General features: G+C 37.7%; 18 protein-coding genes. 11 read left to right on the top strand and 7 right to left on the bottom strand.

Annotated elements, in window-relative coordinates; all coding sequences use genetic code 11:
• Window positions 1-54: 54 nt before the first annotated feature.
• Window positions 55-1,446 (top strand): type III PLP-dependent enzyme domain-containing protein, encoded by a 1,392-nt coding sequence (locus IW15_RS06240; RefSeq protein WP_034710071.1) that lies wholly within the window; start codon window positions 55-57, stop codon window positions 1,444-1,446.
• A 72-nt stretch (window positions 1,447-1,518) separates the two neighbouring features.
• On the opposite strand, the gene IW15_RS06245 is transcribed toward IW15_RS06240, so the two are convergent.
• On the bottom strand, window positions 1,519-2,181 hold the full coding sequence (locus IW15_RS06245) for an HAD family hydrolase (protein WP_034710301.1): 663 nt from the start codon (window positions 2,179-2,181) through the stop codon (window positions 1,519-1,521).
• A gap of 125 nt (window positions 2,182-2,306) precedes the next feature.
• On the opposite strand from IW15_RS06245, the gene speB reads away from it, so the two are divergent.
• From speB to IW15_RS06260, 3 genes are all read left to right on the top strand, one after another.
• A complete protein-coding gene (speB, locus tag IW15_RS06250) occupies window positions 2,307-3,161 on the top strand; it encodes an agmatinase (protein WP_034710072.1) in 855 nt (284 codons plus the stop codon).
• Window positions 3,162-3,229: 68 nt separating this feature from the next.
• Entirely contained in the window at window positions 3,230-4,090 is an 861-nt protein-coding gene (locus tag IW15_RS06255; RefSeq protein ID WP_034710073.1) for a bifunctional helix-turn-helix domain-containing protein/methylated-DNA--[protein]-cysteine S-methyltransferase, read from the top strand.
• Window positions 4,091-4,387: 297 nt separating this feature from the next.
• A complete protein-coding gene (locus IW15_RS06260; RefSeq protein ID WP_034710302.1) occupies window positions 4,388-4,996 on the top strand; it encodes an alpha-ketoglutarate-dependent dioxygenase AlkB family protein in 609 nt (202 codons plus the stop codon).
• Window positions 4,997-5,058: 62 nt separating this feature from the next.
• Here the strand turns inward: IW15_RS06260 and IW15_RS06265 are convergent, their stop codons facing one another.
• The 4 genes from IW15_RS06265 to IW15_RS06280 form a co-directional block, all read right to left on the bottom strand.
• Window positions 5,059-6,918, bottom strand: coding sequence for a CocE/NonD family hydrolase (locus IW15_RS06265; RefSeq protein ID WP_034710074.1), 1,860 nt, complete (start codon window positions 6,916-6,918; stop codon window positions 5,059-5,061).
• A gap of 142 nt (window positions 6,919-7,060) precedes the next feature.
• Window positions 7,061-9,826, bottom strand: coding sequence for a TonB-dependent receptor (locus IW15_RS06270; protein ID WP_034710075.1), 2,766 nt, complete (start codon window positions 9,824-9,826; stop codon window positions 7,061-7,063).
• A gap of 87 nt (window positions 9,827-9,913) precedes the next feature.
• Window positions 9,914-10,333 (bottom strand): SH3 domain-containing protein, encoded by a 420-nt coding sequence (locus IW15_RS06275; RefSeq protein WP_034710076.1) that lies wholly within the window; start codon window positions 10,331-10,333, stop codon window positions 9,914-9,916.
• 6 nt (window positions 10,334-10,339) lie between these two features.
• On the bottom strand, window positions 10,340-10,828 hold the full coding sequence (locus IW15_RS06280; protein ID WP_034710077.1) for a BON domain-containing protein: 489 nt from the start codon (window positions 10,826-10,828) through the stop codon (window positions 10,340-10,342).
• A 221-nt stretch (window positions 10,829-11,049) separates the two neighbouring features.
• Between IW15_RS06280 and IW15_RS06285 the strand changes: the two genes are divergently transcribed.
• A complete protein-coding gene (locus IW15_RS06285; protein WP_034710078.1) occupies window positions 11,050-12,300 on the top strand; it encodes a dicarboxylate/amino acid:cation symporter in 1,251 nt (416 codons plus the stop codon).
• Between the two features lie 113 nt (window positions 12,301-12,413).
• Window positions 12,414-13,127, top strand: a complete 714-nt coding sequence (locus IW15_RS06290; RefSeq protein WP_034710079.1) for a phytanoyl-CoA dioxygenase family protein — start codon at window positions 12,414-12,416, stop codon at window positions 13,125-13,127.
• Between the two features lie 110 nt (window positions 13,128-13,237).
• Here the strand turns inward: IW15_RS06290 and IW15_RS06295 are convergent, their stop codons facing one another.
• On the bottom strand, window positions 13,238-16,039 hold the full coding sequence (locus IW15_RS06295; RefSeq protein ID WP_034710080.1) for a GH92 family glycosyl hydrolase: 2,802 nt from the start codon (window positions 16,037-16,039) through the stop codon (window positions 13,238-13,240).
• A gap of 93 nt (window positions 16,040-16,132) precedes the next feature.
• On the opposite strand from IW15_RS06295, the gene IW15_RS06300 reads away from it, so the two are divergent.
• From IW15_RS06300 to IW15_RS06320, 5 genes are all read left to right on the top strand, one after another.
• Window positions 16,133-18,475 (top strand): TonB-dependent receptor domain-containing protein, encoded by a 2,343-nt coding sequence (locus IW15_RS06300; RefSeq protein ID WP_117584547.1) that lies wholly within the window; start codon window positions 16,133-16,135, stop codon window positions 18,473-18,475.
• 148 nt (window positions 18,476-18,623) lie between these two features.
• The gene (locus IW15_RS06305; protein WP_034710081.1) at window positions 18,624-19,733 is read left to right on the top strand and encodes an Mrp/NBP35 family ATP-binding protein; all 1,110 of its coding nucleotides are present in this window, start codon (window positions 18,624-18,626) and stop codon (window positions 19,731-19,733) included.
• A gap of 45 nt (window positions 19,734-19,778) precedes the next feature.
• Window positions 19,779-20,027, top strand: coding sequence for a NifU family protein (locus IW15_RS06310; RefSeq protein ID WP_051881798.1), 249 nt, complete (start codon window positions 19,779-19,781; stop codon window positions 20,025-20,027).
• Window positions 20,028-20,276: 249 nt separating this feature from the next.
• Entirely contained in the window at window positions 20,277-20,843 is a 567-nt protein-coding gene (locus IW15_RS06315; protein ID WP_034710082.1) for a hypothetical protein, read from the top strand.
• Window positions 20,844-20,870: 27 nt separating this feature from the next.
• Window positions 20,871-22,448 (top strand): flotillin family protein, encoded by a 1,578-nt coding sequence (locus tag IW15_RS06320; RefSeq protein WP_034710083.1) that lies wholly within the window; start codon window positions 20,871-20,873, stop codon window positions 22,446-22,448.
• A gap of 132 nt (window positions 22,449-22,580) precedes the next feature.
• Here the strand turns inward: IW15_RS06320 and IW15_RS06325 are convergent, their stop codons facing one another.
• Window positions 22,581-25,619, bottom strand: coding sequence for a choice-of-anchor I family protein (locus IW15_RS06325; protein ID WP_034710084.1), 3,039 nt, complete (start codon window positions 25,617-25,619; stop codon window positions 22,581-22,583).
• Between the last annotated feature and the right edge of the window lie 65 nt (window positions 25,620-25,684).

Below are 25,684 nucleotides of genomic sequence, written 5' to 3' on the forward strand. Positions count from 1 at the left end.
CCAAAAAATCAAAGTTTTTTAGCAATTTTGCATTCTTAATTCACTTGTCAAAAAATGAAAATAAAATACTCGGAACTTATTGATCAGACATTGTATTTTCCTACCGAAGAATTTAATGTTTCTGAGAACAATTTGTTGTTTCACGATATTCCTTTAATGGAAGTTGTTGAAAAGTTTGGAACTCCTTTAAAGGTTAGTTACCTCCCGAAGATTTCTCAAAATATTCAGAAAGCAAAAAGCTGGTTTAAAGAAGCCTTTGAGAAAACCGATTATAAAAAGAACTACAGATACTGCTACTGTACAAAATCCAGTCATTTCAATTTTGTGATTGAAGAAGCTTTGAAGAATGATATTTCTATGGAAACTTCTTCTGCGTATGACATGGATATCGTAAAAGCACTTTACAAAAAAGGTAAGGTAAGCAAAGATATTGAAGTGATCTGTAACGGATTCAAAACGGATGATTATCTGGCTAAGATTTCGGATATGATCAACAGCGGTTTTGAAAATATTACTCCGATTCTGGATAATTACCGTGAGCTGGATAAGCTTACAGAAAGTATCGACACGACTTTCGATATCGGAATCAGAATCGCTTCTGAAGAAGAACCGAAGTTCGAATTCTATACCTCAAGATTAGGAATCGGATATAAAGATATCATTCCTTACTACAGCCAAAAAATTGCCGAGCACCCGAATGCAAGACTGAAAATGCTTCACTTCTTCATCAATACCGGGATCAAAGACACGGCATATTACTGGAACGAATTGTATAAATGTCTTCGTGTATACGCCCGTTTGAAGAAAATTGCACCGGAAGTAAATTCATTGAATATCGGTGGTGGTTTCCCTATCAAAACATCTTTACAGTTCGATTATGATTACCAATACATGGTTGAAGAGATTGTATCGCAAATCAAAAAATTCTGTGAAGAAGAAGGAGTAGAAGAGCCTAATATCTATACGGAATTCGGAAGTTTTACGGTTGGAGAAAGCGGTGCGAATATTTATAAAATTATTTCTCAGAAACGTCAGAATGACAGAGAAAAGTGGAATATGATCGATTCTTCTTTCATGACTACACTTCCTGATACCTGGGCGATTTCAAGACACTTTATCATGCTTCCGCTGAACCGTTGGGATGATACTTACGAAAGAGTATTCTTAGGAGGTCTTACCTGTGATTCAGATGATTATTATAACTCTGAACAGCATACCAATGCGATTTATCTGCCTGTTTTCAGTGATACGAAGCCTTTATATATCGGTTTTTTCCATACTGGAGCTTATCAGGAAACGATCGGTGGTTACGGCGGTGTTCACCATTGTCTGATGCCTCAGCCGAGACATATTCTGATTCAGAAAGATGAAAATGGAGAATTCCAGTATGAGATTTTCCGTGAAAGACAGGAACCTGAAGATGTTTTAAAACTTCTGGGATATTAATTGAATACGTTTGTCATTACTGGAAAATGACGAGAAAAATAAACAAAACAGCCATCAATCTGATGGCTGTTTTTATTTAAAATATGTGGATATCTTATCAAGTTCCAATTCAGAATAATCTGATACGGTAATATTGGCTAACGTGTAATCTTGATTAACAGAATGCTCACTTTTATAGGCGGCACAAAAAATATGGGCTCTGTGGGCGGCTAAAATCCCGTTGGTAGAATCTTCAATTACCATACAGTTTTCGAGAGGTTCACCTGCCATTTCAGCGGCTAGAAGGAAAACTTCAGGATGAGGTTTGGATTCTTTAAGTTCAGCACCGCTTATTTTCCCGTTGAAATATTTTTCCAGACCAAATTTTTCAAAAACCATGTTGATGGTTGCCATGCTGGCAGATGAAGCAATGATTAGTTGTATCCCATTTTCATAATAATGTTCAATTAATTTTCTTACCCCTGGAATAAGGTCAAATCCAGCATCGTGGTAGAAATAATCCTTGAAATACACTCTTTTTCTGTTAGTGAGATCTTCGTGGCTTTGATCCAGATTATATTTTTCAATTAAAGTAGTGGAAACTTTTTTGGTTGAATATCCTGTGAATGAAGTGTATAAATCCTCGGAAACTTCAATGCCCAGGTCCTTAAACATGTTGAAATAAGCTTTTCTGTGCAGCGGTTCTGTATCTACAATCACCCCGTCCATATCGAAAAGCACAGCTTTTAATGACATATTGAAAAATTTTACTGTAAAAATAGGAAACATAACCCGAAACGAATCGTAAAGTATTCATAAAATATTTCTCATAAACGTAAATTCAACTATCTTTGAACCATCAATTTTTTATCATTTAAAACATGAAAACATACGCAGGAATTCCTGAAGAAAATGCATCATTAGAAAATTCGAAAGTAATGTTGGTAACGGTTCCTTACGATGGAACCTCAACATGGGGAAAAGGAGCTGATAAAGGTCCGGCATTATTCCTTGATGCTTCTGAAAATATGGAGCTTTATGACATCGAAACCAATACAGAACCTTATTTGGAAGGGGTATACCTGGGTGGAGAAATTTCTGAAAATTCTACTCCTGAAGCAATGACAGAAGCTGTTTACCAAAAAACAAAAGAGCTTTTGGAAAATGATGGAAAGTTGTTTACCCTTTTTGGTGGTGAACATTCTGTATCCATCGGTTCTATCCGTGCTGTCGGAGAAAAATATGAAAATCTTACCGTACTTCAGCTGGATGCTCATACAGACTTGCGTCCTGAATTCCACGGATCTACTTCCAACCATGCCTGTGCAGTGTACGAAGCCCGTCAGAAGCATAACCTGGTTCAGGTGGGAATCCGTTCTATGGATGTTGAAGAATACCAGTATTTACCGGAAGGACAGGTGTTTTTTGCTCATGCAATTGCGGTAAATGATAACTGGATCAATGATGTATTGGAAAAAGTGTCAGGAAACGTTTATATTACGATAGATCTGGATGCTTTTGACCCATCGATTGCGCCATCTACAGGAACTCCTGAACCAGGCGGATTGCAATGGTATCCAACGTTGGAATTATTAAGAAAAGTATTTGAAAAATGTAATGTAGTTGCCTTTGATATTGTAGAATTAATGGATTCTCCAATGGCTAAACCAAGTGCATTCCTGGCAGCGAAACTTTATTACAAAATGTTAGCGTATTATCACATTAACCAAGACTAAAATTCCGCAGGAATCGGATTTTTTCTGTCGGATATTCTTAGGAAATTTGTGAGATAAAACAAAATGATATGTCTACACAAAGTCAAATCGATTACAACAGAATTGCTCAGGCAATAGAATATATCCAGAGTAATTTTAAACTTCAGCCGAGTTTGGAGGAAGTTGCTGAGAAAATTCACTTAAGCCCCGCTCATTTCCAGAAAATATTTACGGATTGGGCAGGAACGAGTCCGAAGAAATTTTTGCAGTTCATTAGTCTTGAACATGCTAAAAATTTACTGAAGGAAGAAAAAGCAAGTTTATTTGATACCGCATACGAGACAGGCTTATCAAGCACGAGCAGATTGCATGATCTGTTTGTGAATATTGAAGGAATGTCCCCGGCAGAATATAAAAACGGAGGAAAAAGCCTTAGTATTAATTACAGTTTTTCTGAAAGTCCTTTCGGAAATGTAATTGCAGCTTCCACAGAAAAAGGAATCTGTTACATGGCTTTTGAAAACGATAAAGAAACAGCATTAGGAATTTTGAAATCTAAATTTCCTAATGCTTCTTTTTTTGAAAAACAGGATGAACTGCAGAAAAATGCGTTGTCTATTTTCAATACAGACTGGACGAAACTCAATACCGTCAAATTACATTTAAAAGGAACCGATTTCCAGCTTAAAGTATGGGAAAGCCTCCTTTCTATCCCAATGGGAAAATTATCTACTTACGGAAACTTGGCGGAGAAAATTGGAAATTCCAAAGCTTCCAGAGCAGTCGGAACAGCCATTGGGAGCAATCCTGTAGCATTTCTGATTCCCTGCCATCGTGTGATTCAATCTTCGGGTACTATTGGTGGATATATGTGGGGAAGTGAGAGAAAACAGCTGATTATAGGCTGGGAAAGTTCTCATGTGTATTCTGAAAATTTACTAGCACATTGATTTTGTTTAAACCATTAAGATATATTAAGTTGTTAAGAATCTAACATCAATAGAAAGGGGTTTTAGCCTGTTAATTTTTAAACCACCCCGTCAAATCTTTGATTTGCCACCCCTCCGGAGGAGGGGAATATGACCCACGAATATAAGATTGGTTTAATGATTCCCTTATTATTCTTAAAAAAATAAAGTTCTTAATGGTTATATTTTTAACTCGTGCAGAGTATTCAGATTCCTAATATTTTTACCTTATATATCCTTTTTATCCAATATAATTTAATTTTAAAATAATCAAAAATGATGAGCCTATTCGAAGATTTATCAGCGTTCCCGATCAATATACTTCCCAATGATGGAACCGTTCACTATTACAGAAAGGTTTTTTCTAATGAAGAATCGGTTTCCTATTATGATTATTTATTCAATCAGATTCCCTGGGAAAATGATGAAGCGGTGATCTTTGGAAAATTGATCCTAACGAAAAGAAAAGTCGCCTGGTTTGGAGAAAAAGCATTTGAATATACTTATTCAAACAGAACAAAATATGCCAGGATATGGACTCCCGAACTGTTGATGCTAAAACAGAAATGTGAGGACGTTTCAGGAGAAACTTATAACTCCTGTCTGTTGAATTTATACCACGACGGAAGCGAAGGAATGGCCTACCACAGCGATGGAGAAAAAGATCTTAAGAAACACGGAGCTATTGCTTCTTTAACCTTTGGAGCGGAAAGAAAGTTTTTGTTTAAACATAAAAATACCAAAGAAAAAGTGGAAGTTTTCCTGGAAAACGGAAGTTTGCTGGTTATGAAAGGAACCACTCAGGATCACTGGATGCACCGCCTTCCACCAACAACCAAAGTAAAAACTCCCAGAGTGAATCTTACTTTCAGAACGATTGAAGAGTAAGTACTGGAAACTTTAGATAAGAATAAAAAAAGCTGTATCGATTTTGATACAGCTTTTTATTTTTATTTAATGACATCAGCTTCTATGAAACTGTCGCCGTAGACTTTGATAAAGGCTTTTGTATAATCCTCTTTTGTCGCCATATTCGGATTTGCCATAAATTTCTGAGGGTTGACAGAGAAAAGCGGAAACCACGTACTGCTGATCTGGATCTGAATTTTATGTCCCTTTTTAAAAGTATGGACCACATCCTGAAGCCTGAAATTGACTGCCGTTTTTTGGTTGGCAACCAATGCTTCTCCTTTTTCACGTGAATTCCTGAATCTTGCAGGCATGATCTCACTTCTTACCATCTGATGGTAATTGGCATATACCACACCATCTTTCTTTTCCACAGGCTTAAAATCTTCCGGATAAACGTCGATAAGCTTTACAGCAAAATCAGCGTCGGTAGAAGTAGAGGCGATATTCAGCTTGGCCATGATTTCTCCTGCGAATGCAATATCATCCGTCAGAACATCCGTTGTAAAGGTTAAAACATCTGGTCTTCCTTCTGCAAACCTTTGGTCTTCGGACATATAATTTCTTGGGGTGAAACCATTGAAATCTTTAAGATTGTCTGAACTCAAAACCGGATTATTCGGATCGCTGTAATATTCTGAAAAGTTTTGCCCTGCTGCTTTTTTCAGAGTTCCGTCAGCTAAATAGAAATTTATTTTCTGGGCATTTTTAGGAGGATAAGATGTAAATTCTTTCCATTCTTTTGCTCCGGTATCATACATCATTGCTTCAGGAAGTCCGGCATCCTGCTTGGTATTTCCTTTCAGGTAATGATTGAAAAATTTAGTTTCAATATTTTTCTGATAATAGGTCGCAATGCTGTCACCGAAATAAATCTGATTATGAAAATGTTTTCCCTGCTCCTGAGACCATCCGCCATGAGAAAAAGGTCCCATTACAATCGTGTTTTTAGCTTTGGGGCTTGTTTTTTCGATCGTTTTATAAATGTTTAAAGGTCCGGAAAGATCTTCTGCATCAAACCATCCGCCTACAGTCATCACCGCATGGTTGATATTTTTAAGATGAGGTAAAAGGCTTCTTTTCTGCCAGTATTCATCATAGTTCGGATGGTTCATAATTTCTGTCATGAAGAAATTATTTTTATAATATTTTTCATATCCATCCTTTAATGTTCCCATTTCTCTGTAAAATTTAAGACCATCTTCTGAGGTTGTTTTTATGGAGGAATCTTTGTACCAGGCTTCTTTTTCAGGTTGAGTTTTCTGAACGCCGAAAACAGGAAATGTTCTGAAATATCCTAGCATGAATTTTCCGTTGTGAAGAAAATCATCATTCCAGAAATCAGAAATAGGTGCCTGAGGTGAAGAGGCTACCAGAGCGGGATGCTCCGCCAAAACCCCTACTGCAGTATAAAAACCCGGATAAGAAGTTCCGAATTGTCCTACTTTACCATTATTATCTTTCACATTTTTAAGCAGCCAGTCGATCGTATCATACGTGTCTGTACTTTCGTCCACATCTTTTTTTGTTTTTCTTTCCACCTGTGGAGTCATGTTGGTGAAGGTTCCTTCACTCATATACCTTCCACGTACATCCTGATAGACGAAAATATACTTGTCTTTCATAAGATAAGCATTCGGACCTATTTTGGTTTTGTATTCATTTTCGCCATATGGAGCAATGCTGTAGCAGGTTCTCTGCATCAGGAAGGGATATTTGTTCTTGGTGGAAATATCTTTGGGAATATACACCGTTGTAAAAAGCTTGACACCATCACGCATCGGGATATAAAATTCTTTTTTTGTAAAATTATCTTTCACAAAACTGTCCTTTGGCGGTGTGTTTTGTGAACTTCCAAAAATAAAGAAGAAAATAAATACAATAGAAATGTGGATTTTCATAAATTAAATTTGTGGCTAATTTAAAAATAAAAATAGTTCTGACGTACTTTCTATAAAGGATCTTGTAATGAAAATTAGGCACCACAGAAAAACGGCTGGAGAAATTCCAGCCGTTTGATCAGTATTGAGCCCAATATTGGAGTTATTGCATTTTTTTTCCTGCAAATTTGTTCAGTTTCATGCTGAGAGAAAACATCACGTAGCGCTTTAAAATAAGATCTTCCCGGTCTTCGAAATAAGAATTGGTGATCGTTCTTTTCACGCTTTGGTTTTGATTCAGGATATCATAGATTTTTACTTTCGCGGTAAACTGTTTCTTGAAAAATGAATAACCTAAGCTGGTATTCCAGAAATAAAAATCCTTTTTAAAACCGGGTGCAATATTCGAGCTTGTATTGTATTCAAAATCATTTCCAAATACAAATTTGCTTTGGAATACATAATTAGTCAGCTCAAGTTTTAAAGCCTGGTTAGCGGTATTCACATTGGCGATACCGGAATTGATATAATTTGAAAAATTGTATCCAAGCCTGTAGGAAGGTTTTATGGTCATTTTATCCTTAATTTCATAGGTAACATTTAATCCCGGATTAAGGCTGTATGTATTACTGATAAATTGCTGTCCATCGATAAAGTTTCTGTTGTAGCCATAATTCATATTAAATTTCGGACTGATGGTGAGTTTGTTGGTCTTCCATTTAAACGTTTTGCTGAAACTTCCGCCTGCGTTAACACTTTTATTCCCACTTACATTATCATACGTTACGACCTGTTTTCCCGAATTATCATAGGTAGAATAATTGATGATATCATTATTTCCGTAAGTAAACCCAACATTGAAATAGTAGCTGATGTTTTTTACGATATTGAAATTATTAAAATAAAGATACGTCCGGTTGGTCCATGTGTTTTTCAGATCAGGATTTCCCCGGTAGGTTATCAACGGATTCGAGGTGTCTTCATAAGGAGTCAGCTGTTCTGCACTGGGAATATTGTAATCGGCGTAATGGTAAATGCTCAGTCTTTTATTTTGCGAAAATTCATATTGGAAGTTCAGATTATATCCGGGCAATACAAAGTTTTTCTGCAGATCATATTGCTTTGCGTTGAAGGTAGAATTGATTTTCATATCCGTAATATCAAGATTCACCGATGCCCATAGATTAATTTTCTTTTTGTTGAGTTCCAGAGAAAGCTCCGGAGAAAATTTATTAATATTTTGGTTCATACGGGTTGATAGCGGCACATTGTATTTAGAATACTGTCCTGTAGCATCATCAAAATCATTCACATCTCTCATATCGCGGGAAACCTTTGCATCATAGCTGACATTGGCTGTAATATTCAAGGAATCTGTGATAGGCTCCGAATAGGAAGTCGTAAACCTGTAGTTATTATTCTGGGTTTTATTATTAGCCCGTTGATTTCGGTTGTCATTAGAATCTGAACCTTCATAAAATATATTTTCAGATTTGTTGAGATTATTTGTTTTAGATTCGGAGATCGAACTGTTGATATTCGCAGAAACTACACGGCCCTTTTTTTTGAATTTTTTTGAAAAATAAATATTAGGACTGAAAGAACTGCTTTCCGAATCAACACTGCTGTAGGAATCACTTTCATTCAGAAGGATATTATCCCTTAAAGTAGCCGATTTGGAATTGTTGAAACTATATCCTTTGGATTTTGAAAAAGAAGGCGAAATATAAATACTGGTCAGAGAATCCAGCTTTATTTTTACAGAAGTATCAAAATTATATTGTCTGGACTCATTTTTACCGTTGCTTTCAGAATTGGTCTGTAACGTATTGGCAGGCAAAAGTGTTGTTCTGGATACTTTAGAACGCGTTTCGAGATTAGAATCACTGTGCATCAGACTGAAGGTGTCCAAGTCTGCATCTTTCCCGAACTTATCACTATAGCTGAATCCTATAGTCGTTGATCTGTTGATTCCTTTATTGCCGCCGCCACCTTGCATATAATAGGTGTTACCTCCAGATGTGGTAACAGTACCGCCCTGCATCATCCATGAATTTCTGCCCTGTCCCATGCTGTCGAAAACCTCATCACTGGAAAATCCCTGTGAGTTGATATTATTGGATGAAGCCAGAAGGCTGATCTTCGTGTCATTTTTAAAATAACTTACCAGTCCGCTTCCCTCATACCGCTTATCAGAACCATATCCGATGGTAAGCCTCGAGATAAGGCCTTTGTTTTTCTTTTCATCAATATTAAAATTGATGGTGGTATTGTTGGATTTAGGTGTTTTTCCGCTTAATTCTTCCTCTTTGGTTTTGGTGGTGGTAAACTGGATGTTTTTAATGAGATCTGCCGGCAGATTTTGCAACGCCACTTTACCGTCTTTATCAAAAAATGGTTTTCCATTGATCATGATCTGATCCACTTCTTTTCCGTTAACAGTAATCTTCCCGTCATTGCTGACTTCCACACCGGGAATTTGTTTCAAAAGTTCTTCAATCTTACTGTCCGGTCGTACTTTGATAGAGGATGCATTAAATTCGATAGTATCTTTTTTAATTTTTACAGGAGAAACAGTAATTTTTACCTCATCAATATTAAAGACCGTATTTTTTTCAAGTTCCACATCCCCCAAAGACAAGGATTTATCTATGTTTTCAAATTTTTTGGAATAGGAGGTCAGCTTTTCAGCGTCAATCTTTAAAATAGAAGGTTCGTTCAGTGCATCAATTTTTAATGAAAACTTACCTTCCTTATTGGTTGCTGTATAATTGATGATGGATGAATCTTTTTGTTTTAAAAGATAAACCGTAGCATTTTCTATAGGTTTTTTGTCAAAATCTGCTACTTTTCCATCAATACTTAATTTTTGAGCATTTAAAATGATGACATTGCATATAAGGATCCACAGCAGTAAGATTTTTTTCATGAATAGTTTTTTTCCGAGGCGTAAAAGTATAAAAAAAAACATCCCTGTGCAGGGATGTTCATATTTAATCGTTGATTTTAAAAAGAATTATGCTTTCAAGTATCTTGAATACGCATATCCTTCCTGTCCATCAGCATTTTTTACTTTCCACCAATCGTCAGAAGTCTGCTCGATTAATGTTACAGAAGCTCCTTTCGCTGCTTTTCCTACAACAGCTGCTTCCGTAGAAGGCTCTTGTCTGATGTTAAGGTTAGATTCGTCAGTAGCTACTGTAAGAGAGGCTCCTGCAGCCAACCCTGCAACCTGTACATCAAGATTGATGTCTGAAGCTGAATAGGTAGAATCTATTGCTCCCAGTGCATTCCAAACTGCATCTTTTGCTGCAGTGTTTGAAGCATTACCGGAAACATACAGAATACCATCCTGCTCCTGAACCTGAAGATTTGCAATTCCCGCAGACTGAGCTGCAGTAATTACACCTGAATATTTATCTTGTAATGTGCTCATCTCTCCTTATTTTACAGTATAATTATAATTTACTTTTCCAGCTTTTAAAGCATCTACAGATTGTTTGATTTTTCTGGCCTGTTCTTTAGAAACATTTCCGGTAAGCGTTAATTCACCGTTTACTACTTCTACTTTCACCGTTGGGAAATCTTTAACAGCATCCTGAACTTTTTTCTGAACTACAGGATCTACAGCCGAAGTTGTAGTTACGGGAGCAACCGGAGCCGGAGCAGCGATTGTAGACATATCCATAACCTCTTTTACTCCTTTGATAGCTTTTAACTGAGTGATCATAGCATCTTTAGACTGCTGATCAGGGAACGTTCCGCTTAAATGAGCAACTCCGTCTTTTACTTCTACAGAAGCACCAGGATTAGACGTTACTACAGTTGTAGCTTGAGTTTGAAGGTCAGCATCAGAAACTTTCTTTTTACAAGAAACAGCTCCAAATGATACAGCTATAGCCAATGCAGCCATTGCGATAGTTTTTTTCATATTGTATATTTATTAATGTTGTTAATACAATCAAATGTAATAATAAAATTTGTACCAAAATAATAAATACCATAGAAATATTTCTTTAATTTTTTACAATATTTTAGGAATCAGGCATTTAATTTTATCGGATCATAAATGTAACATAGCCTTAACCTGATTTTAATAAAATCTGACACCAATTGAAAAACTATTATATTTGCGAAACTTGAACTATTTATATGAAAGGACAAAATAAACTGTTTATAGCAATTATTATTGCGCTTATCTTAGGGGTAGGCATTGGGGGGATGGTGCATCTGCAATATCCTGAAAGTGCAGAACCGTTTTCTAAGAATATAAAACTGCTGGGCACTGTTTTTATCAGACTGGTACAAATGATTATCGCACCATTGGTTTTTACCACACTGGTGGTTGGAATTGCTAAAATGAGCGATATCAAAATGATCGGAAGAGTAGGTACAAAAGCAATGCTTTGGTTTATTTCGGCTTCTCTAGTCTCACTTTTTATTGGATTAATGCTTGTCAACTGGCTGGAGCCGGGACACATTACCAAATTACCGATCCAGGATGCTGCATCTGCAGAAGATCTCCTGAAAAGCAGCAAAGGATTCTCTCTTGAAGATTTTGTGAAACATGTCATTCCTAAAAGTTTATTTGAAGCTTTCGCCACCAACGAGGTACTGCAGATTGTAGTATTCTCTATTATGTTTGGGATTGCCCTGGCAAACCTGGGAGATGAATACGCTAAACCTGTAGTGAAATTATTTGATATCGTTGCTCATGCCATCCTTAAAATGGTTGGATACATCATGTGGTTTGCGCCATTTGGGGTGTTAGGATCGATTGCTGCAGTAGTAGCCACCAACGGTTTTGAAATTTTTAAAGTATATGCGATCTATCTGCGAGACTTTTTCTTTGCATTAGGAGTACTCTGGCTGGTTCTTTTACTGGTAGGATATTTTATCTTAGGAAATCGTCTTTTTGAATTATTAAGAAGAATCAAAGCTCCTTTACTGATCGCTTTCTCCACAACAAGTTCGGAAGCTGTATTTCCCAAACTGGTTGAAGAATTAGAAAAATTCGGGTGTAATAACAGAGTAGTATCTTTTATTCTTCCGCTGGGATATTCTTTTAACCTGGATGGAAGTATGATGTATATGACTTTTGCATCCATCTTTATCGCTCAGATTTATGGAATTGAAATGACGCTTGGCCAGCAGATTACCATGCTATTGGTATTAATGCTGACTTCAAAAGGAATTGCAGGAGTTCCAAGGGCTTCTCTTGTAATTATTGTAGCGACCTGCTCCATGTTTGGAATTCCTCCGGAAGGAATTGCCTTAATCCTGCCTATTGACCACTTCTGTGATATGGGAAGAAGTATGACCAATGTATTAGGAAATGCATTAGCTACTTCTGCCGTTTCGAAGTGGGAAGGACAGCTGGAAAGCCATGGTGGAGATATGTAAATAAAGAATTATCAATGTAGCGTATGCTAGTCAATGGTCAATAATGAAGGAATGTAATTAGGTTTACAGGAAATTCATTATTGACCATTTATATTTTATAAAATTTTTTTGAAATGAATGTACAAGATCATAAAAATGTAATTCTTGAAAATGGTTTTGGAATTATCAACAATATTTTTTCTAACAAAGAAGTTAATAAGATAATTCACGTTCTCGAAAACATCGATACATCAAAGGAAACTTTCAGAAAATCTGAAGATCTGTTTGCGATAAGACAGTTTTTAAAGGAAATTCCGGAGATCAAAGACCTCATCTTTAATGACAATATTAAAAAAGTTGTCCGGGAAATTTTCGGTGAGAAATACGTGGTGGTAAAAAGTATTTATTTTGATAAACCCGAAAAATCGAATTGGTATGTTGCCTATCATCAGGACTTAACGATTTCCGTTGATAAAAAAGTGAATCTGCCTGATTTTGGTCCATGGACGACCAAGCAGAACCAGTTTGCTGTACAACCTCCGTTGGATATTTTAGAAAATATGTACACTATAAGAATTCATCTGGATGATACGGATGAGCATAATGGGGCATTAAAAGTAGTTCCGAAATCTCATTCCAAAGGAATTTACAGGCCGGAAACCATTGATTGGACTGTGGAAACCGAAGAAATATGCAGTGTAGAAAAAGGGGGAATTATGATTATGAAACCACTGACTCTTCACGGATCTAACAGAACAACGAATGGTAAAAAGAGAAGAGTCATTCATATCGAATTTTCAGACAGGGAACTGCCTGAGGAACTGCAGTGGTCGGAACGAATGAATTAATCTCCAATTCATCAGAAATATAATAGTAAGAATCGTAACAATTTCAAAATAATACAATAAAACGACCTCTTTCACCGGAAAAGAGGTCGTTTTTTAGTAAAGATCTTGTTTTATTTCACGGAAATCTCATCCACAAAAATATAAGATTCGCCGCCGGCGCCCTGATGCCACTCGGGAAGTTTTCCAAAATGGTAGGCTTTTACTTTGATATACCGGGCTTCAGTCGGCAAAATATCTGTTCCGAACTCTTTAATCTGAACTTTTTCATCTTTTGGATCAACTGTATTGTCAACAGTTTTCAGAAGAATAAAATCTTTTCCGTTCATCGAGGCATAATATTCTACTTTTGAGGGCATCAGAATCCACGCCCTGCTGTCCTGAAGATAAGTGGAGGATAAATTGGTAAATTGCTGTGGAGACTGAAGATCAATAATCGCTTCAAAAGTTTGTCCCTGATAGCCTTGCCATTCACCCTTCCTCCAGTTTTCACTTCCGTTGATGCCGTCAATAAGAGCTAATTTTCCACCTGCGGTATATTGTGGAGTAGGCGTTGCATTCACCGTAATATCCCAATGATTGGGTCTTCTGTTAAATTGCGCAACCGTCACTGAACTTTTCTCTCCTTTTCTTTCCGAATATGCATGAACCTGAGTCGTTTTATTGATGACGAACGGACCTTTGTAGGGGGTAAACGTTTTTCTCACATTTGCATCACCTGCGTCCATGGTCATATAATACACCTTGTCTTTTGGATCCAGCGGAGTAATTACCACTTTGGTGGAAAAATCAAAAATACGGTCCGCTGCAATGACAGGTGAAGTGGTCAGCTGGGAATAACTGAGATCTTTTGCAGGTTTTACATTTTCAAAACCAAGCTTTCGGAGCTCAGCTTTATCTGTACTTTTAGTAATCGTTTTTGTAGTGCCGTCTTCGAGATGGATTTTAATTTCATCAAAATAAGGGGTTGTTGTTTCCCACTCCGGTTTTCCGGGGGTTACAGAATAGATTCCCATTGAACTTAAAACGTACCATGCGCTCATCTGTCCGCAGTCTTCATTTCCGATCAGTCCATCTGGCGTATTTTTATAGAAGTTATCAAGAATATACTTTATTTTTTCGTCTGTTTTTTGAGGTTTGTCCACAAAGTTATACAGATAGGCAATATGATGGCTTGGTTCATTTCCCTGAGCATACTGTCCCATTAAACCCGTGATATCCACCTGTTCCCTGCCTGTAGTTTTATCAGAAGCGGAGAAAATAGCATCAATGAATTGTTCAAACTTTTCTTTCCCTCCATGAGCTGCGATCAATCCCGGAATATCCTGCTGCACAGAATAAGAATAATGCCATGAGTTTCCTTCCGTGTAGTTATTATTGACTTCACGCGGATCAAACGGTTCATACCAGTTTCCGTTTTTTCTCGGCTGCATAAAGCCGTTGTTGGGATTATACAGGTTTTTCCAATTCTGAGAACGCTTCATAAAATACTGGTAATCCTCTTTTTTACCTAAAATTTTAGCCATTTGGGCAATACACCAGTCATCATAGGCATATTCTACTGTTTTGGAAACACTTTCATGCTCATCATCTATACTGATGTAATTATTTTGCTTGTAAGCATTCAATCCGAAAATATCCAGCATAGCAGAATTTTTAGAGGCTTCAAATGCTTTTTCATAATCGAATCCCTGAATGCCTTTGGCCATGGCATCAGCAATCACAGAAACCGAGTGATAGCCTATCATACATTCTGTTTCATTGGAGGCCAGTTCCCATACCGGAAGTTTGCCGCCCTGTTCATATTGTTTAATGAAAGTATTAATAAAATCTGCCGTTCTTTTTCTGTCGATTAATGTCATAAGAGGATGAGCACCCCGGAAGGTATCCCAGAGAGAAAATACCGAATAATAATCGAATCCTTTTGCAGTGTAGAATTTATTGTCGCGGCCTCTGTATTTTCCGTCAACATCCATATTGATATTGGGCTGGGTGAAAACATGGTATAATGCCGTATAAAATACGCTCAGTTTATCCTTGTCACTGGATTGTACTTCAATTTTTGAAAGTTCTTTATTCCAGTCGGCTTCGGTCTGTTTTTGTATCGTTGCAAAATCATTCGATGTTCCTTCTTCCAGCATATTTTTGGCGGCTCCCTCATAACCCGTTGGTGAAACAGAAACTTTTACATTAATTTTCTCTCCTTTTTTTACCGCTGTTGAAAAGGCCAGGGCCAGTCTGGTTCCTGTATACAGATTGCTTTCCTGTTTTCCATTCACGTCTTTTTTAGAGATTTTCATTGGTTTTGAAAACTCAATGCGTGCATAAATGTACTGGTTGGTGGCCCAGGCTTCACTTCGCCTGAAAACCTCTATGGTTTTGTCATCAATCACCCTCACTTCACCTTCGAGCAGTTTATCCCGGTGGTTCAGGTCTAGTATAACATTGGCATTTCCTGCGCTGTTGAAAGTATACTCGTGATATCCGACTCTTTTGGTGGTGGTAAGCCGGACATCGATATTGCTTTTATCAAGTTTGACCGCATAAAATCCAGCTGTTGCTTTCTCATTTTTGTGGGAAAATTTTGAAGAATAGTCTTTATTATTCAAGCTGGGATTTCCCATCGTAGGCATCAGCATAATATCTCCATAATCAGAAACCCCGGTTCCGTTAAGATGGGTATGAGAAAAACCATAGATCACGGAATCTGAATAATGGTAACCGCTGCATCCGTCCCAACTCCCGTCTATTCTGGTGTCAGGAGAAAGCTGTACCATTCCGAAAGGAACGATAGCTCCGGGAAAAGTGTGTCCGTGACCTCCGGTTCCTATAAAAGGATTTACATACTGCGAATAGTTTTGGGAGGACACGATCTGAGCAATAAATAAGGAAAATATAACCAGACTTTTTTTCATACGATAATTTATGCTGGCGAATATATTGAAAAAAATGGGCCCTGTAAAATGTAATAAAAGAAACAGTAGCATTGTCTTAATAGAAACGATACCATGACAAGAACCCTATTTTCCATTGTACTGCTTCTTCCTATTTTAGCTTTTTCGCAGCGTATTACCGGCAAAATTGCCAGAGAGGGAAGGGCGGCTTCATACATCGAGATTATGGCAGTTAAAGATAAAACGAAACATACCACTATTTCTGATGAAAAAGGAAAATATACCCTTAGCCTTTCTGAAAATGGAAATTACAGCATCAGATTGATACAGGATGGAACCGAACTGTTGAATACAACCATTACAGTAACCGGAGATGCAGAAAGAGATTTTTATATTGAAAAAAAAGAAGAAAAACTGATTGAAGGAATTGCCCTTACGGCCAGAAAAAAACTGATTGAAAGAAAATCAGACCGCCTGATCTACAATATATCCAATTCTATTGCTTCCCAGGGAATAGACGGGGTAGAAGCTCTGGGAAATACTCCGATGATAAGAGTAGATGAGAATACAGGAGTTTCTATGGTCGGGAAAAGCGGAATAGCAGTGATGATTAATGAAAGAATGCTGAATCTTTCCGGAAGCGAGCTCATTAATTATCTAAAAAGCATCAGATCCGAAAATATTGAAAGGATAGAAGTGATCACGTCTCCTCCCGCAAAATATGAAGCGCAGGGAAACAGCGGTCTCATCAATATTGTTTTAAAGAAAAATCAGAATCTGGGCTGGAACGGAAGTTTGACAACCAGTCTTTTACAGACTACTTATGCAGGGTTTTCTAATTCCGCTTCAGTTAATTATCAAAATGAAAAGCTCCGTTCTTCATTGAAATTAAGACAGTATGACAGCCAGAAGCATTCTTATGAAAACTATAAGATTATAGGTCCGGACGGATTAGCCAGTTCAGACGACAGAAGAGATTTTTGGAACGGTGCGGGTGTTAATTTTACTTTAGACTATCAGCTCAGTAAAAAGTCTATTATAGGAATTGTTTTTGATTATGGATTCGGGCATTCAGGAATGGATATTACCAATACTTCTGATTATTTTCAACATGGGAATTATACCAATACTTTGTCTACATACGCTGAGCACCGGACTGAAAATAAACAGAATACGATAAGCGCTTATTATGATATTACATTTGGAAAACTGAGTAATAAACTGAGCATCACTGGGAATTATTTTTCTAATTCGCCGCAGAGCAATATTGATTTTACCACTGAAGATACTTCAGGAAATTCGTATGTCGTAAAAACTCCTTCTGAATTAGATTACAAAATTTATTCTGCTCAGGCAGATCTTACCCTTCCGTATACATTTGCAAAAACAGAAGCTGGTATTAAATTCACCAATTTTGATAATAATTCTGACATCAAATATCAAAATCTTACCGGAGGCAGCTATATTACAGATCCTCAGAGAAGCAACCTGTTTGAATATAATGAGAAAAACTACGCTGCCTATATCAGTTTAGAAAAACAATTCAACGACAAATGGTCTGTAAAAGCAGGACTCCGCTACGAATATTCTACTGTAAACGGAAATTCGGTTTCTTCCGGTCAGAGTACAGAAAATTCTTACGGAAAGTTTTTTCCAACAGCTTATTTAACTTATAAATCCAATGAAAATAATACCTTTGGCATTAACTACTCTAAAAGGATAAACAGACCCGGCTTCCGTGCGATCAATCCATTCCGCTGGTATACCAATATCAATTCTTACTATTCAGGAAACCCGGCTTTAAGCCCTTCTATCAATCATAATTTTGAAATTTCTTATATCTATAAAGGAAAGTTCTCTGCTTCGGCTTATTTTCAGAGAGAGCTTAATGCATTCGGCCAGCTTGTTAGATTAGAAGATGAAAATAAGGTAAGTAATTTCTATAATTTTTTTAATAAAAACAGTACAGGAATTTCCCTGAGTTATTCCGATACATTGTTTAAATTTTGGGAGACTAATTATTCTGTAGACTTTTCTTATATGAAAACTCAGGTTTTTGCGACAGATGCAGTCTCTAGAAAAGGAAACAGTACCGTTTTCAATATTCAGAATAATTTTTCTTTACATAAGGATAAAACAGTTCAGCTTTTCATCAACTACTGGTTCCGCCTTCCTTCAAGTTTAGGAAATACCTATTCTTACTATGTCGGAAATTTTACATCCGGAGTAAAATTGAATATGATGAATAAAGACCTTCAGATGAACATCTATGTATCCGATATTTTTAAGCAGGCTAAAAGTAACGGAGAAATCTATTACCAGGATTCTACCCATTTTTTTGATAATTATTATGATTCCAGAGCGCTTACCGTTTCGCTTACTTACAACTTTGGAAATAAAAAGATAAAAGGAGCAGACCGAAATGTGAAATTTGATGAGAAAAACAGGGCCAATTAAACGGTATTATTTCTAATCAATTGATTATTAAATGAAATATTTTAGCTCCTGTAATTTTGTTGGAGTCGCTATCGATTTTCTCAATACTTGATTTTACTTATTCTAAATAGGTAAAATTTCCGTAAATTTGTGAACAATTTATATTTATATGTTGACGAAAGAAAAGGTTCAGGATTTCCTTAAAGAGATAGAAGTAGACGACTTAGTAAGTAATTTTCAAGTAATGGGCAACGATGTGTATATCGACATGACCGCCCATTCGCCTGCAATGCATGAGAAAAAAAAGCTTGAGGCTGCCATGAAGCAGGCTTTTGCAAGCGAGTTTGGGGAAGACATTAACTTAAAACTTAAGATTGTTTCTCCGGAGCCGAGCGAAATCCAGCTAAGCCAGATAAAAGGAAAACAAATTCCAGGAATTCAAAATATTATTGCCATCGCTTCCGGAAAAGGAGGAGTGGGAAAATCTACCGTTGCTGCAAATATGGCCGTAACGTTAGCGAAAATGGGTTTCAAAGTAGGATTGTTAGACGCTGACATCTACGGACCCTCTGTTCCTACCATGTTTGATACAGAAGGACAGAAGCCAATTTCAGTAGAAGTAAACGGAAAAAATCTGATGAAACCTATTGAAAATTATGGTGTGAAAATGCTTTCAATAGGATATTTTTCAGGAGCTAATCAGGCAGTAGTGTGGAGAGGTCCTATGGCTTCAAAAGCATTAAACCAGATGATTAGAGATGCAGACTGGGGAGAATTAGACTTTTTACTGATCGATCTTCCTCCGGGAACAGGAGATATCCATTTATCCATCATTCAGGAAGTTCCGGTAACCGGTGCAGTTATCGTGAGTACGCCTCAGCACGTTGCATTGGCAGACGTTAGAAAAGGGATTGCGATGTTCCAGATGGAAAGTATCAGCATTCCGGTTCTTGGATTAATCGAAAATATGGCGTATTTTTCGCCGGAAGAATTACCTGACAATAAATATTATATCTTTGGAAACCAGGGAGCACAATATTTAGCAGAAGATTTGGGAATTCCTGTATTGGGAGAGATTCCTTTGATCCAAAGCATCAGAGAAGCAGGAGATGTCGGAAGACCGGCTGCTTTGCAGGAAAATTCTAAAATTGCAGAAATCTATACAGATACTGCCCGTAAAATGATCGAAAGCCTTGTAGAAAGAAATAAGAGCCTTCCGCCTACAGAAGCTGTAAAAATTACAACCATAGCAGGATGCTCGCCAAAGGCAAAAAAATAATTTTTCAAGTATATTGAAAAAAAACCGAATTGAAGTGAAGAAAATATGGAAACAAATATAAAACACGAAGATACCGTAACAAGAGTAATGGAAGGATTGGAAAGCATTCGTCCCTTCCTTAATAAAGACGGTGGAGATATTGAACTTATCGATGTGAAGGATAATCAGGTTTTCGTTAGACTTTTAGGAAACTGTTCAGGCTGCTCACTGAATTTTTCTACCCTGAAATTAGGGGTGGAGAATACCATCAAACAGCATGCTCCGGAAATTCAAAAAGTAATTAACGTAGAGTAAAAAATACAACAAATATATTTTTTTAAGACAGGCTTTTAAGTCTGTCTTTTTTTATGAAACTGATTAACAATTGATCAGTTTCTTTGGATCCCTTTTCGTCATTTTGAAACTCTATTTTTACAGCATAAACTTTCCAACATTATTGGAAATTAAGCAGTCATATTTTTATATTAAAAAACAAGGCGTTTTTTGTTATTTTTAATTGAAAATGTCATTTTTTTTAATTATATTTGAGAAAACGCACAAATTATGTTCGGATTTCTTCAAAACCTGGAGCCGCTTAATCAAGGCTTTTGGTATATTGCTTTAGCAGCCAGTTTGATATTTTTAATTCAAACTGTTCTTACCTTTATAGGAGGTGGCCACGGAGACGGTATTCATGCTGACTTTAGTGATGCAGGGCATACTGATACTCCTTTTCAACTATTCTCTTTTAGAAATCTTATTAATTTTTTGTTAGGATTCGGGTGGAGCGGAGTCGCATTTTACAATTCGATAGGCAATAAAACCCTTTTGATCTTCATTTCAGTGGTGATTGGGGCCGGATTTATCTTTCTGTTCTTCATTCTGATCCTTCAGATCTTAAAACTCACTGAAGACAATACCTTTAAAATGGAGAATCTGATCGGAAGAGTGGGAGAAGTGTACCTTACCATTCCTGCTAAAATGAGTGGCAAAGGAAAGATTTTGATTTCTGTAAACGGAGCCAATCATGAGCTTCAGGCGATGACAGAATCAGAAGAAAACATTCCGTCCAGTCATTCTGTCCGGGTGATCTATATCTATGACGAAGTGCTTGTCGTTGCTGAAGTTTAATATGTTATCAACTTTTATAAACTATATATGGAAATTCCAGGAAGTCTTATTCTTACACTAGTCATTGCACTGGTGCTATTCGTCACATTTTTAGCCCTTATTTCGAGGTATAAAAGATGTCCTTCGGATAAAATTTTGGTGATTTACGGTAAAACCGGTGGAAGCTCTGCAAAATGTATCCATGGAGGAGGAGCTTTTGTATGGCCTGTTATTCAGGATTATGCTTATCTGGACCTTAAACCCATTTCTATTGAAGCCAATCTTACCAATGCGTTATCCAGACAGAACATCCGTGTAGATGTGCCATGTCGTTTTACTATTGCTATTTCTACAGAACCGGATTCTATGGGAAATGCTGCAGAACGTTTGCTGGGACTTGTTCCGGAGCAGATTCAGGAGCTTTCTAAAGACATTCTTTTCGGGCAGCTTCGTTTGGTGATTGCAACGATGACTATTGAAGAAATTAATTCAGACAGGGATAAATTTTTGGATAATATTTCTAAAAATGTGGACAATGAATTAAAGAAGATAGGATTAAAATTAATTAACGTGAACGTTACGGATATCAGAGATGAATCCGGATATATTGAAGCATTAGGAAAAGAAGCGGCGGCAAAAGCGATTAACGAAGCGATCATCAGTGTAGCTGAACAAACCAAAATCGGGGAAACCGGAAAGGCCATCGCGGATAGAGAAAAAGATACTCAGATTGCAGAAACGCAGCGAGACAGAGACGTAAAAATTGCCATTACGCAAAAAGACAGAGAAGTAAGTATTGCTGCAGCAGGTAAAGATGAAGCCATTGGTAAAGCAGAGGCCGCAAAAGAAGCCCGTATCGCCACTTCATTGGCCAACTCAATCGCTGTAAAAGGAGAGAATGAAGCTAAGATTACCATTGCCAATTCTGATGCCGAAAGAAGAGAAAAGGAGGCGGAAGCATTAAGGATCGCTACCGCGGCAGAAAAAGTACAGGCGGCAAGATCTTTGGAAGAATCCTATCTTGCGGAACAGAAAGCAGAAACTGCAAGAGCTGAGAGAGAGCGTTCTACACAACAGGCTAATATCGTCGTTCATGCAGAAATTGCAAAACAGAAAGCCATTATTGATGCACAGGCAGAGGCTGAAAAGATTCGGGTACAGGCCAAAGGAGAGGCAGATGCTATTTTTGCAAAAATGGAAGCTGAAGCAAAAGGTTTGTATGAGATCCTGACGAAGCAGGCAGAAGGATATGACAGAATAATACAGGCTGCGGGTGGTGATACCAACAGTGCCTTCCAGTTGTTATTAATTGAAAAGCTTCCTGAATTGGTAAAAACTCAGGTAGAAGCTGTTAAAAATATTAAGATCGATAAAATTACTGTTTGGGACAGCGGAAACGGACAGGATGGCGGAACCTCAACCTCTAATTTTGTTTCCGGCATGATGAAATCTGTACCGCCTCTTAACGATCTTTTTAATATGGCCGGATTGAATTTACCCGAGTATCTTAAAGGAAAACCTGAAGAAGTACAAAAGGAAATTGTAAAAGTTATCGAGAAAAAAGAGAAACAGAATTTTGATGATATGACTTCAGAGACTCCGAAAGAAGAACCTCCAAAAGCATAAGCAAAGTATAAAATATAAACCCTGAAAGTAATCTTTCAGGGTTTTTTTATTGCTTAATCAGTTAGCTAAATGATGATAATCAAAAAAAGCTCCGGAATTTCCGGAGCTTTGCGATGGACTCAATATTTAATTCTACTTTATAATGACTCTCTTAATCTGTCCTTCCGAAGTTTTTACAAGATAAACTCCTGTAGAGAGTTGTGATGTATTGATCGTCAGAGCATTTTTCTCTTTTCCGACTAATTTACCCGACATATCATACAATTCATAATCCTGGGCCCTGTTGAAGTACAAGGTGTTTCCTTTAGCTACAGGATTAGGGAATACATTGAAGGTTGCTTTTTCAGTTTTTGTTTCTCCGGTTGCTAAAGTAGGAGAAGAAGCCACTTCATAGATGGATAAAGTTCCGCTGATCTCGTTGGCAACGATCACATACCCTTTTCCGGTTGTGGTGTTTTCAGGAGCGATATAGGTAATTCCTTCCGGTCCGTTGTCGCCTCCGTAAGCTGAAGTGGAACGGGAATGTTTGTAATCTGTAAATATCGGGCTGTTGGGATCTGTGATATTATAGACCATGACACCACCGGTTCTTTCTAAAGTAATAAACGCATACGTTTGCCCGCTGATCGTACCTAGTGCCACTCCTTCCGGCTCAGGTCCTTTTGCACGGCTCCTGTTTTTAGAACCATTCGCTTCATTGTCAGCATTGAAAATCAAAGGATGATAGGCTGCAATATACCGTTCAAAACGGTCTCCACTGTCATAAACGATTTGTTTAGTGTCTGCATTGAAGATTGAAAATGAACGGGCTCCCAATGCATTGATTTCTTCAAATTCAGCATCGCTATCCGTATTTCCGTTGACATTGGTTACTCTGAATCTCCCCAGATTGTGAGAAGCTTTTAAAACAGCAGCATTCGGGAAAAGAACAGGATCTAAAGCATACCCGTTTGCTCCGACCGTTGTTCTTTCACTGAAACCGGCAAGATCCTTTTCATCGCCTTCATTAGCGGTTACAATGTAGTTGGTATTTCCTATTTTATAGTTTTGCACCGCATCCGGAGTATAATAGGTTTTTACAGGCCAGTTGGCAATCAGAATCTCTCCGTTATTATCAGACGCATCGAATCCGTTTCCGGGAAGGCTCATGTCTTTTTTACCCAGTCCCCATATGCTGGTGATTGTTTTTGTAGCAAGATTGACTTCAGCGACGGCATTGTTTTCCTGAAGGGTTACCCAGGCTTTCTGACTGTCTGCACTTACGGTAATATATTCTGGTTCCAGATCCTGAGAAAGGGTATTGTTGTTCCTTACCTTTCGTAATCCGGTAGCGGTTAAAGCAGCCAGCTGTGACTCAAAATTATTAAAATTAAGTGTCGTTACGTTGCTTTGACCAAGACTTCCTATGCCTCCGGAGATGTCAATAATACTGATGGTTCCTTCCGGATCTACAGTATAGGCATCATTCGGTTCACCTTCATTGGCGGTAATCACCTTGGTACCGTCCGGACTGAAAGTGATCATGTCTGGTAATGCTCCAACAGTAACCTGTTTCAGGAAATTTCCATTGATGTCAAAGAAAACGACAGAACCGTTCTGCTGTGGATTGGCATTAGGAGAAGCCGCTGCAATAATTCCGTTTTTCACGGCAATACTTGTAATTCCGCCATAGGGAGCCATATTAACTGTTCTAATGACAGATGGAGAGCCAGGAGTACTGAAATTGATAATATCAAAAACATCAGTAAGGGAGCTGATCGTAAATAACCGCTGGGTGGCAGGATCATGCACCACAATTTCCGTAGAACTGGTACTGTTTCCTGATGGGTCAAAGCTTCCGAGATAATTCAGCTGGATCTGATGGGAGGGAACCGGTGCAGCTTTATCATTATCAACGATATAAACCGTTGCTGTATTATCACCGGTAATAGTGGTGCCTACTGGATTTTCAAGACTTAATACAAAATATTCGGCACTCTGCTCTTCAAGGGTATCATCAATAATCGGAATGTTTACCGTATAGCTAGTCGCAGAAGGAGTGATATTGATAGTTTGGCTGCTGAATGTAAAATCACTGCTGTCTGCAGTACTGAACGGAGCCGGTTTTACCACCAGGTTGACACTCGATGTGGAAGGATTATTAGCATTAATTTTAAAACTTAAAGTTCCTGCATTCTCATTGACCGTAATAAAATTTCTGTCCAGAGAAACTGATGTTCCGGCTGTCGTAAATACTGTTGAAGTGACTGAGGTAACACCATTGTCGCTGAAATCTTCAACGGTATTGGGTTTCAAAGCTACATAATATGATTGATTGGGAACTAAACCGGCTGTTGGAATTACGGTGATTTTATTGTTACTGAATGTGGTGGTAAAAGGAACGGGAGTACCTGAAGCATTTCCTAAACGGAATTCTACAAGATTTTGTGCATTAGAATCGGTGATCGCGGAATTATCTGTTTGTCTTACATTTTCATTGAAAGAAATGGTGGGATTTACAGTACCTGATACATTATTTGTGTTGTTGCTGGGAAGATAAGAAACCGTTGGTGGAGTAGTGTCAACGCTGCCTGTTGCGGAACCATCCATTGTGAAATTATCAAAACGGTTGTTACCAACAGTTCCTCCTGTACCCGCGGAAAATTCAACTTTTAATTTAAAATTCGGATTGTTTGCGGCTCCGGAAACAGATGAAAAATCAAAGGTAATCAGCTGCGGATTTGCATCCTGTGGAGTCACGGTTTGATAAGGCTGGAAAGTAAGACCGTCTGTAGAGTAGAACCAGGTTTGAGTTCCTGCTCCGGAACCCGATCTTCTGGTGGTAAATTTTACAATAATATTGTTATAACCCGTCGTAGGCAGAGAAAACTGTAAAGCTCCACCGATGGGATTGTTGAACCTTAGGTGTGTGCCGGAAGGATCATTATTCCGGGCATTGAAATTGTCTACATTGAAATTCTGATTGACTCCTCCTGCGGGATCTATTTCGCTTGTTCCTCCTGCAATAGCAGCGAGAGATGCTCCTGCCAGCGTGGAAGTCGGCGTGGTAATAGAGGAAACCGAAGTGTTGCTGTTAAAATTCCAGTAATGGATAAGAGTTTGTCCGAAGAGGCCGCCCTGAAGAAAAAAAGCGGCGATGACAGACCCTTTTAAGAAGTAGTTATTGGTCATTTTTACTTTACTTTATTTCATGCAAAAATGAACTTTATTATCTCTAAACATTTTACGGGAATCTT

The organism is Chryseobacterium soli (assembly GCF_000737705.1).
GTDB classification, from domain to species: domain Bacteria; phylum Bacteroidota; class Bacteroidia; order Flavobacteriales; family Weeksellaceae; genus Chryseobacterium; species Chryseobacterium soli.

Excerpts from the sequence above, each read along its gene's own strand:
- IW15_RS06240 (WP_034710071.1), top strand. The coding sequence starts at position 55 with ATGAAAATAAAATACTCGGAACTTATTGATCAGACATTGTATTTTCCT.
- IW15_RS06245 (WP_034710301.1), bottom strand. The coding sequence starts at position 2,181 with ATGTCATTAAAAGCTGTGCTTTTCGATATGGACGGGGTGATTGTAGAT.
- speB (WP_034710072.1), top strand. The coding sequence starts at position 2,307 with ATGAAAACATACGCAGGAATTCCTGAAGAAAATGCATCATTAGAAAAT.
- IW15_RS06255 (WP_034710073.1), top strand. The coding sequence starts at position 3,230 with ATGTCTACACAAAGTCAAATCGATTACAACAGAATTGCTCAGGCAATA.
- IW15_RS06260 (WP_034710302.1), top strand. The coding sequence starts at position 4,388 with ATGAGCCTATTCGAAGATTTATCAGCGTTCCCGATCAATATACTTCCC.
- IW15_RS06265 (WP_034710074.1), bottom strand. The coding sequence starts at position 6,918 with ATGAAAATCCACATTTCTATTGTATTTATTTTCTTCTTTATTTTTGGA.
- IW15_RS06270 (WP_034710075.1), bottom strand. The coding sequence starts at position 9,826 with ATGAAAAAAATCTTACTGCTGTGGATCCTTATATGCAATGTCATCATT.
- IW15_RS06275 (WP_034710076.1), bottom strand. The coding sequence starts at position 10,333 with ATGAGCACATTACAAGATAAATATTCAGGTGTAATTACTGCAGCTCAG.
- IW15_RS06280 (WP_034710077.1), bottom strand. The coding sequence starts at position 10,828 with ATGAAAAAAACTATCGCAATGGCTGCATTGGCTATAGCTGTATCATTT.
- IW15_RS06285 (WP_034710078.1), top strand. The coding sequence starts at position 11,050 with ATGAAAGGACAAAATAAACTGTTTATAGCAATTATTATTGCGCTTATC.
- IW15_RS06290 (WP_034710079.1), top strand. The coding sequence starts at position 12,414 with ATGAATGTACAAGATCATAAAAATGTAATTCTTGAAAATGGTTTTGGA.
- IW15_RS06295 (WP_034710080.1), bottom strand. The coding sequence starts at position 16,039 with ATGAAAAAAAGTCTGGTTATATTTTCCTTATTTATTGCTCAGATCGTG.
- IW15_RS06300 (WP_117584547.1), top strand. The coding sequence starts at position 16,133 with ATGACAAGAACCCTATTTTCCATTGTACTGCTTCTTCCTATTTTAGCT.
- IW15_RS06305 (WP_034710081.1), top strand. The coding sequence starts at position 18,624 with ATGTTGACGAAAGAAAAGGTTCAGGATTTCCTTAAAGAGATAGAAGTA.
- IW15_RS06310 (WP_051881798.1), top strand. The coding sequence starts at position 19,779 with ATGGAAACAAATATAAAACACGAAGATACCGTAACAAGAGTAATGGAA.
- IW15_RS06315 (WP_034710082.1), top strand. The coding sequence starts at position 20,277 with ATGTTCGGATTTCTTCAAAACCTGGAGCCGCTTAATCAAGGCTTTTGG.
- IW15_RS06320 (WP_034710083.1), top strand. The coding sequence starts at position 20,871 with ATGGAAATTCCAGGAAGTCTTATTCTTACACTAGTCATTGCACTGGTG.
- IW15_RS06325 (WP_034710084.1), bottom strand. The coding sequence starts at position 25,619 with ATGACCAATAACTACTTCTTAAAAGGGTCTGTCATCGCCGCTTTTTTT.